This window comes from Amycolatopsis sp. NPDC058340 (assembly GCF_042723975.1).
Taxonomy (GTDB): Bacteria; Actinomycetota; Actinomycetes; order Mycobacteriales; family Pseudonocardiaceae; genus Amycolatopsis.
Window position 1 is genome coordinate 43,934 of sequence record NZ_JBHXIB010000063.1, and the last position, 1,186, is coordinate 45,119.

The 1,186-nt window shown below is 65.8% G+C and carries 1 protein-coding gene; it reads left to right on the forward strand.

All coding sequences use genetic code 11. The annotated features are described in order from the left end of the window. A partial coding sequence (locus ACFWIW_RS37760) for a hypothetical protein (protein WP_378372870.1) occupies positions 1-1,090 on the forward strand: 1,090 nt, incomplete at its 5' end. Positions 1,091-1,186 lie beyond the last annotated feature (96 nt).

Consider the following 1,186-nt stretch of genomic DNA (forward strand, 5'->3'; position numbering starts at 1 on the left):
TTCCACACCCCACTCCCCAAAATTACTCCTTCGTTATTGTGGCTTCCCCAACGTCCCGGGAGTTATCCACAGTGGGGCTGATGTGGCGAGTTGTCCACAGGGCGCCGGATCGGTCTGGCGCGCGATCGGTAGCGGCGCCGACGATCATGGGGTGAAAACCGGAGACTGGGCCCGTGACCCCGAAGGGCTCTATCGACACAGCCGTGGCGGCGTGGTCACCGTCGCTCGGCTCGAGGAACTCGGCGTTCCGTCCATGACCTGCTATCGCCGGTGCCGTCCAGGGAAACCGTGGCAACGGTTGTTGCCAGGTGTCGTGCTGCTGAGTTCCGGGAGACCTACGCGTCGGCAATTGATCGATGCCGCGCTCCTGTACGCCGGACCGGACGCGGTGGTGACAGGGGTGGTCTCCTGCCGGCGGCAGGGGTTACGGGACCTGCCGGACCAGCCCTTTCTCGTCCACCTTCTGGTTCCGCTCGAGCACAAAGTCGGCAGTGCCGGGCACGTGATCGTCGAACGCACGACCCGGCTGCCGCAGCCGATCGTGATCGACGGAGTGCCGCTGGCGCCGCTGGTCCGGTCGATACTCGACTGCTGTCGTCGCCTCGGCTCGCGCCAGGATGTTTCGGCTTTGCTGGCCGACGCGGTGCAACGGGGTGCGAGCCTTCCGGAGCTGTTCGCCGAACTCGACGCCGGGAGCAGCCGCGGCACCGCGATCCCGCGTGAGGTGTTGCACCGGATCGTCGACGGTGCCCGCTCGGCCGCGGAGGTCGACGCGATGAAGGTCTGGCGGATGACCGGTTTGCCGGAACCCTTGTGGAATCACGAGTTGCGGGATGAAAACGGTGAGTACATCGCGACCGCCGACGGCTACTTCGCAGCGGTCGGACTGGCTTGGGAAATCGATTCGTACGACTTCCACTTCGGCAAGCAACAATACGCGGCGACGGTGGCGAGAAACGCGAGGTACGCGGCCGCCGGGATCATGGTCCTCCAGACCTTGCCCAGCCGCTTGCGAACGGAACCGGAGCGGGTGGCCGCCGAGCTCGTCGCGGCCCATCGAGCCGCCCTTGCCCGCGGTCGAGCCGCTTGATCGACCGTGCTGGACGTGGGGGAAGCCACCATAAGGAACATAAAACATGGGTAATTTTCTTTTGGAAAGCACGGAGCGGGGGCCGGCGGCCGGCCC